We start from the raw sequence: 7,536 nt of genomic DNA, 5'->3' as shown, positions 1-7,536 counted from the left end.
GCCGGTTTGCTGCCGCCGCCGTAAATGGCGGGCCGCTGCATGCAAGCGCTCGTCCGTGCCAAACGCGCCCGGAGAAGCTGGGCCGCCGTTTGGTTCAATCCATGGCCCGTTTTCCCGGCTTCAAGCAGGCGGCCAGGCTGGCCGCAGCGGCCAGAGCGATCAAGCGTTGCGCAAGCAGGGGGATGGACATGGCATTTCTCCTATGGCTACGAATGGACACGCATTGTCACGTATATGTCGCAGTGTGAAAAGCGCCATAAGCCGGTTTGCTGCCGCCGCCGTAAATGGCGGGCCGCTGCATGCAAGCGCTCGTCCGTGCCAAACGCGCCCGGAGAAGCTGGGCCGCCGTTTGGTTCAATCCATGGCCCGTTTTCCCGGCTTCAAGCACAAACCTGCCCCGGGTGCCTGCTCACGGTCTGGCCTAGGGGCCAAAGCGCAGCGCGGCCCTCTGCTTGCAAGGCGTCAGAAACAGGAGCAAATTCAAGCAGGCAAAAATGCCACTCCGCGCAATATCCACTAGGACCTATTGCTATGGATTCGGGAGCTAAAAGTGATTGCTTTTGAAGCTCTCGATACCCGCTCACAGTCTGGCCATGAGGGCGGCGAATCAAGCTGCCCTGGCGCGCATTGGCTCCTCACAGCCAGGTGTTGAACAAGCACTGAAAAAACCAAAACCGCAGGCGGCGCTTGTGTCCGGCTGCGGTTTTGGGTTTCCGGCGGCGCGCTTTGGGTTGCGCGCGTCGGGGCTTAGCGGGTTTCGGCAGCGATCAGTTTCAGCAGTTTTTCCGCCGTGGCTGCGTCCAGCGGCGCGCCGCTTTCGCTTAAGGCGCGTACGAAGCTGCTGCCGCCCTGCTCCTGAATGATGAGCTGGTATTGGGTGGTGGGAATGGCGGCGGCGGAGCGGTTGAGGATGCGGTCCAGCCAGCCTTGTTTGGGGCGGGGCGCGTCAGGCTCGGCGTAGCGCACGTAGTAGGCGCCTTTGCTGCGGTCGCGGTCTTCCACGGTGAAGCCCGCACGGTCGAGCGCCAGGCCGATGGCGCGCCAGGCGCGGTCGAAGTTCTCGCCCACCTGGATGACGGGCTGGCCGCCCGCCTGGGTGAGCGCGGCCAGGGCCGGGCCGCTGCTGGCGGCCTGCGCTTCTTGCGCCTGGGCGGCGGCTTTGGCGGCCTGCGCCTGCTCTTGCGTGGCGCCCAGGCGGAGCATGAGGCGGCGCAGGAATTCGGTTTCCAGCTCCACGTCGCTGGCGCGGGGCTGCCAGACGGTGCTGTCTTTGTGGCTGCTGTTGTAAACCTCTTCCATGCCCCGGTGGGTCACGTAAATGTCGGTGCCGCCGCTGGCGTTGCGCTCCATGCGGGTGCGGAAGCGGTCGCGCTCGCCGGTGGAGTAGAGGCTGTCGAATACCTTGCCGATGGTGGAGCGGATGATGTCTTGCGGCAGTTTGGCGCGGTTTTCGGCCCAGTCGGTTTCCATGATGCCGAGTTCGGGCTGGTCGATGGTGAGCAAAAAGCCGTTGTCTTGCCAGAACTGGCGCACGGGCTGCCACAGCTCGCTGGCGGGGCGGCCCACGCTGATCCAGCGTTCATTGCCGTTGCGGTGGTATTGCACGTCGGCCACTTGCTCGGTGGCGGCGGGCGTGCCGGCGGCGCGCGCGGCGTGCTGGCCGGCCTGGTAGCTGCTGGCGGTGACGGCGCCGTCGGGCGCGGCGTAGCGGGAGGCGTCTGTCAGCTGCGTCAGATCGGGCGGCACTTCCAGCGAGACGCCTTTGCCCGCGCTTTTGTAGTCAATCTTGTCCGACTCCAGCACCGAGCAGGCGCTCAAGGCCAGGGCGGCGGCGGCCAGCGCGGCCACGCGGATGTGTTTTGCATGCTTCACTGTGCGAATTCCTTCAAGGCAAAAAAGGGCCAGCGCGAAGCTGGCGTTAAATGGATGGAGGGCCTTTGCCTGGGGTCTGCTTTCAAAGCAGTCCGCTGTCTTTGAGGGCCTGCTCTACCTTGGCCTGGCTGGCGGGCGTCAAAGGGGTGAGGGGCAGGCGCAAGGCGCCGCCGCAGCGGCCCAGGCGCGACAAGGCCCATTTGACGGGAATGGGGTTGGCTTCCACAAACAGGTTGCGGTGCAGGGGCATGAGGCGGCGTTGCAGCTGCATGGCCCCTTTCGCGTCGCCCGCGATGGCGGCCATGCACAGCTCGTGCATCAGGCGCGGGGCCACGTTGGCCGTGACGCTCACGTTGCCCTGGCCGCCGCAGAGCATCAGCGCCACGGCGGTGGGGTCGTCGCCCGAATAGACGCCAAAGCCTGCGGGCGCTTCGCGGATGAGCCACTGCGCCCGGTCGATGTTGCCGGTGGCTTCCTTGATGCCGATGATGCCCGGCACCTGCGCCAGCCGCAGCACGGTTTCGTGCTGCAAATCGGCCACGGTGCGGCCCGGCACGTTGTAGAGCAGCACGGGCAGATCGCCGCCCGTCACGTCGGCAATGGCGCGAAAGTGCGCGTAGATGCCTTCTTGCGTGGGCTTGTTGTAGTAAGGCACGACTTGCAGCTGGCAGTTGGCGCCCACTTCGCGCGCGTAGCGGGCCAGGGTGATGGCCTCGGCGGTGGAGTTGGCCCCGCAGCCGGCCATGACGGGCACGCGGCCCGCCACGTGCTCGACCGTCACGCGGATGATTTCCTTTTGTTCGTCCACGGTGACCGTGGGCGACTCGCCCGTGGTGCCGACCACGCTGATGCAGTCCGTGCCTTCGGCCACGTGCCAGTCAATCAGCTTGCGCAGCGCAGCGAAATCAACGCTGCCGTCTTCATGCATGGGCGTGACCAGCGCCACGATGCTGCCTTGGATGGGTTTCATGTCTCTATCTCGGCCAGGGCCTGAAAAGCGAAAGCGGGCATTCTAGAGAAACCGGCCCGGGCGCTTGCGCCGCTCTCTGGCGGGCCGCTGCTCTGCAAAGGCGCTTTTTTAGCTCCTGTATCCATAGCATGATGTCCTAGTGGAATGTGCGCAAATGCCGTTTTCTTCCCCTTCAATTTGCTCCTTCTTTTGATTCGCATGCCGCCGGAAGGCACGCCCCGCGCTTGAGCCGCGCCGGGCGGCAGACGGCCTGGAATTTCGCCCCGCCTGTGCGCTTGCCGTCTCGCGCTTGCCGCCTGCCCAGAGTTCCCGCCTTTGACCAAAGTCAAGGGCTGTGCCCGTCTGCCCGATAAACGTCTTCATACAATTTTTGATACAGGGGTCTTGTTTTATGTACACGAAGGAAATATGCGATGAAGTACCGCATTCGTCATTCACTTGTTGCGCCGTGGGCCGTGCTGCCGCTGGCGCTGGCCGTCAGCGCGGCCTGGGCTGCGGACGCCCCGCAGGCTGAAAAGCAAAAGCGTGCGCAAGCCGACGCGCCCGCGCTGGGCACGGTGGTGGTCACCGGCACAGTGCCCCGCCAGCCGGATGCCGTGCGCATCGACCCCAAGGCCGCTTTGCAGCCGCTGCCCGCCAACGACGGCGCCAGCTTGCTCAAGGGCACGCCGGGGCTGAACGTCATCCGCAAAGGCGGCAGCTCGGGCGATCCGCTGCTGCGCGGCCTGGGCGGCTCGCGCCTGAACGTGCTGGCTGATGACATGTTCATCTACGGCGGCTGCGGCAACCGCATGGATCCGCCCACGGCCTACATCTTCCCGGCGGCGTTTGACGAAGTCATCATCACCAAAGGCCCGCAAAGCGTCACCCAGGGCATGGGGCTGGTGGCCGGCGGCGTGCGCTTCGTGCGCCAGCCGCCCACGCCCAGCGAAACCACGCGCGCCGAAGTCAATGCCGCCGCCACGGCGGGCAGCTTTGGCCGCTTTGATCTCTTTGGCGACGCCACCATCACCGGCCGCATGTTCTTCGTGCGCGCCAACGCCACGCACAACAAATCCGACAACTACAAAGACGGCAGCGGGCAGGAAGTCAATTCCCACTTCAAGCGCAACAGCCAGATGCTGCAAGCGGGCCTCATGCCCACGCGCGACACGCGCCTGAGCGTCACCTACGAGCGCAGCCGGGGCGAAGCCGCCTATGCCGACCGCATGATGGACGGCCCCAAGTTCGACCGCGACGCCTGGAGCGTGCAGGGCGTGCACCAGAACATCACCCCCTGGTTCAAGGAAGCCGAGCTGCGCTTTGGCAGCGGCACCATCGACCACGTGATGGACAACTTCAGCATGCGCCCCGTCAATCGCATGATGGGCCAGCGGCTGAACAACCCCAAGCGCACCGTGCGCACCGCCCATTTCAAAAGCACCCTGGAATGGGGCAACCTGAACGTGCAGGCCGGGCTGGACTGGAGCCGCGACCGGCACCGCGCGCGCATGGGCGCCGATTACCTGGCCAAACCCTTCATGCCCACGCAAAGCTTCCGCCAGGCGGGCGCGTTTGCCGAGGCCGCCTGGAAGCGCACGCCCGAGCAAAAACTCGTGGCCGGCCTGCGGCACGACCGCGTGCGCGCCGTCTTTGAACGCCAGCCCGCCGCCAGCCCCACGAAAAACCAGACCTACAAGCTCACCTCCGCCTTTGGCCGCTGGGAGCAGGTTTTTGGTAGCGCCACCTGGTACGCGGGCCTGGGCCTGGCCGAGCGCTCGCCTGACTTCTGGGAGCGCAACCGCAGCAGCACCCTCAAGCCCGAGAAAAACCGCCAGATTGACGCTGGCGTGATCTACCGCCAGGGCGGCGTGCAGGCGTCCGTGTCGCTTTTTGCCAGCAGCGTCAAAGACTTCATCCTGGTCGATACCAACCCCGGCGCGGCAGCGGCCCGCAACATCGACGCGCGCCGCTACGGCGGCGAAGCCGAAGTGAAGTGGCGCCTGCTGCCCACGCTGGAAGCCGGCGCCAGCCTGGCCTACACCCGTGGCACCAACCGCAGCGACCACCGCCCGCTGGGCCAGACCCCGCCGCTGGAGCTGAAGACATCGCTGAACTGGGACAACGGCGTCTGGAGCGCCGGCGCGCTCTGGCGCGTGGCCGCCAAGCAAAACCGCTACGCCATCGGGCAGGGCAACATCATTGGGCAAGACCTCGGCCCCACCCCCGGCTTTGGCGTGTTTTCCATCAACGGCGGCTGGCGCATCAACCGCAACGTCACCCTGCAAGCAGGCGTGGACAACGTGTTTGACAAAACCTACGCCGAATCCATCAGCCGCCCCGGCTCCCACATCGACCCCGCCCTGGGCGTGCGCACCATGCGCGTGAACGAACCGGGCCGCCAGTTCTGGCTGCGCGTGCAAGCGCAGTTCTGAACCTTCGGCTGGCCGCAAAAGGCGCAGAAGACGCAAAAGCGGGCCGGAAAACACGCCAGCGCGGGCAACGCGGACCATCTCAAACCGCTTTCCCGCCCTTGCAGCCAGGCTGTGTAACCTGGCTTTTGAAAAGCAGGCTTCGCGGCCTGCTTTTTTCATGCGCCCGCGCCATCCGCAAGGCCTGCGCCCCGGCCGCCGCAGGCCCGTTTATCATCAAAAAAAAGAGCGAATTAGAGGCACCTAAAAACCCATCCAGCGCAAGTTTCACTAGGACCTAACGCTATAAAACAAGGAGCGAAAGCAATCATTGCCAGCCCCTTGCGGCATGGCAACGCGAAGAGCAAGGCTCACGCCTTGCCGCGCCCCGGCCGCGCCGCTGGCGAATGGCCTGCGCGCCCGCCCTGCACCGCTCCTCTCGCTGCTACCCCCATTCCTACAATCGCCGCCCATGCAAATCACCCCCTCCATCTTCAAGGCTTACGACATACGCGGCACCACGCCCGCCACCCTGAACGAAAGCGTGGCGCTGGCACTGGGCCGCGCCTTTGGCACGCATGCCATCGCGCAAGGCCAGCGCGTGGTTGCCGTGGGGCGCGACGGGCGGCTTTCCGGCCCCGCGCTGGCCGCCGCGCTCACGCGCGGGCTGGCGGAAGCGGGCGTCGAAGTCATCGACATCGGCATGTGCACCACGCCCATGCTCTACTTTGCCGCCAGCACGCTGTGCCAAAGCGGCATCCAAGTCACGGGCAGCCACAACCCGCGCGATGACAACGGCTTCAAGATGATGCTGGCGGGCCGCGCCATTTACGGCGAAGAAATCCAGCAGCTGCGCCGCATCATGGAAGAAGAAAGCTGGCAGCTTCAAAAAGGCGGCAGCGTGCGCCAGCATGACGTGCTGCCCGCCTACCGCGAGCGCATCGTGGGCGACATTCACCTGGCGCGCCCGGCTGTCACATCAGGCCAAAGCGCAAGCGCCGGGCTGTGCCAGATCAAGCAAGCCATGACGCGCCCCTTGAAAATCGTGGTGGACTGCGGCAACGGCGTCGCCGGCGCATCGGCCCCCGGCATCCTGCGCGCCATCGGCTGCGAAGTCATCGAGCTGTTCACCGACGTGGATGGCCGCTTTCCCAACCACCACCCCGACCCCAGCAAGCCCGAAAACCTGCGCGACCTCCTCCGCGTCCTGCAAGAAACCGATGCCGAGCTGGGCCTGGCCTTTGACGGCGACGGCGACCGCCTGGGCATCGTCACCCAGGACGGGCAAACCATCTTCCCTGACCGGCAGCTCATGCTCTTTGCGCAAGACGTGCTCACCCGCGCGCCCGGCAGGCACATCGTGTTCGACGTGAAATGCAGCCAGCGCCTGGCCCCGGCCATCGAAGCGGCGGGCGGCGTGCCGGTGATGCACCAAACCGGCCACTCGCTCATCAAGGCCCGCATGAAAGAGCTGAACGCCCCGCTGGGCGGCGAAATGAGCGGCCACATCTTCTTCAAAGAGCGCTGGTACGGCTTTGACGACGGCACCTACGCCGCCTGCCGCCTGCTTGAAATCCTCAGCCGCCACGTCAACCCCAGTGCCGTGCTCAACGCCCTGCCCAGCAGCCACAGCACGCCCGAGCTGAACGTGCGCTGCGCCGAAGGCGAGCCGCACCGCCTGGCCGCCGAGCTGCAACAACTGGCCCCCGCCGCCTTCGCCGCCCCCGCGCGCATCAGCACCATTGACGGCCTGCGCGTGGACTGGCCCGACGGTTTCGGCCTCATCCGCGCCAGCAACACCACCCCCATGCTCGTGCTGCGTTTTGAAGGCCAAACCCCGCAAGCGCTGGAACGCATCCGCGCCGCCATGCTCGCGCTGCTGCACCGCGTCAAACCCGATGCCAACGCAGGCGAAGGACATTGAAGCTGCCTGAAACCTGACTGCCGCAAAAAGCCGGATGAATGCGGCGGTATTTCCAGGTTATTTCCAATACGGTGGCATTTCTTTCTCCCTCGCGCCTGATGCAATCAAGGCGCGGCCTGCTGCGCCGCATCCACCCAATCAGCCGGGTAATACGCGCTTTTTCTCAAGACCGCGTCTGGAATATCCAGCAGCATGACCGCCAGGGCAATATCAAAACACCAGTAGCCAAAATAAGCGCCCTCGGCCCCTTTCAGACTGTTGGACCAGTAAATGGGCGAGATTTTCTTTTTCCAGCTGGCGGCGTATTCCCGCAACCGCGCTTCACGCTGATCAGCCGCCGAGCGCCAGACTTCCAGCAGCGGCGCATAGACCTTCGGAAA

Annotated in this window: 5 protein-coding genes; 2 read left to right on the top strand and 3 right to left on the bottom strand. The window is 65.3% G+C overall.

Annotated elements, in window-relative coordinates:
• Positions 1-747: 747 nt before the first annotated feature.
• Together bamC and dapA are read right to left on the bottom strand one after the other, a co-directional pair.
• Positions 748-1,872: an NlpB/DapX family lipoprotein gene (gene bamC, locus C1720_RS12425; protein WP_233199979.1), complete on the bottom strand. Its 1,125-nt coding sequence runs from the start codon at positions 1,870-1,872 to the stop codon at positions 748-750.
• Between the two features lie 82 nt (positions 1,873-1,954).
• Entirely contained in the window at positions 1,955-2,842 is an 888-nt protein-coding gene (gene dapA, locus C1720_RS12420; RefSeq protein ID WP_050716136.1) for a 4-hydroxy-tetrahydrodipicolinate synthase, read from the bottom strand.
• Positions 2,843-3,255: 413 nt separating this feature from the next.
• Here dapA and C1720_RS12415 point away from each other — a divergent pair, with 413 nt between their 5' ends.
• Both C1720_RS12415 and C1720_RS12410 read left to right on the top strand, forming a co-directional pair.
• Complete coding sequence (locus tag C1720_RS12415; protein ID WP_199171012.1) at positions 3,256-5,256, top strand: TonB-dependent copper receptor; 2,001 nt, start codon at positions 3,256-3,258, stop codon at positions 5,254-5,256.
• A 448-nt stretch (positions 5,257-5,704) separates the two neighbouring features.
• Positions 5,705-7,156, top strand: a complete 1,452-nt coding sequence (locus tag C1720_RS12410; RefSeq protein WP_102284409.1) for a phosphomannomutase/phosphoglucomutase — start codon at positions 5,705-5,707, stop codon at positions 7,154-7,156.
• 104 nt (positions 7,157-7,260) lie between these two features.
• On the opposite strand, the gene C1720_RS12405 is transcribed toward C1720_RS12410, so the two are convergent.
• The coding region (locus tag C1720_RS12405; RefSeq protein ID WP_146007060.1) for a PoNe immunity protein domain-containing protein at positions 7,261-7,536 on the bottom strand (276 nt) is incomplete at its 5' end.

The organism is Ottowia massiliensis, assembly GCF_900240305.1.
Classification (GTDB): Bacteria; Pseudomonadota; Gammaproteobacteria; order Burkholderiales; family Burkholderiaceae_C; genus Ottowia; species Ottowia massiliensis.
This window is presented reverse-complemented; position numbering and strand designations above follow the sequence as displayed.

What these genes read in the sequence shown, in the direction of transcription:
- dapA (WP_050716136.1), bottom strand. Translation starts at nt 2,842, where the DNA reads ATGAAACCCATCCAAGGCAGCATCGTGGCGCTGGTCACGCCCATGCAT.
- C1720_RS12415 (WP_199171012.1), top strand. Translation starts at nt 3,256, where the DNA reads ATGAAGTACCGCATTCGTCATTCACTTGTTGCGCCGTGGGCCGTGCTG.
- C1720_RS12410 (WP_102284409.1), top strand. Translation starts at nt 5,705, where the DNA reads ATGCAAATCACCCCCTCCATCTTCAAGGCTTACGACATACGCGGCACC.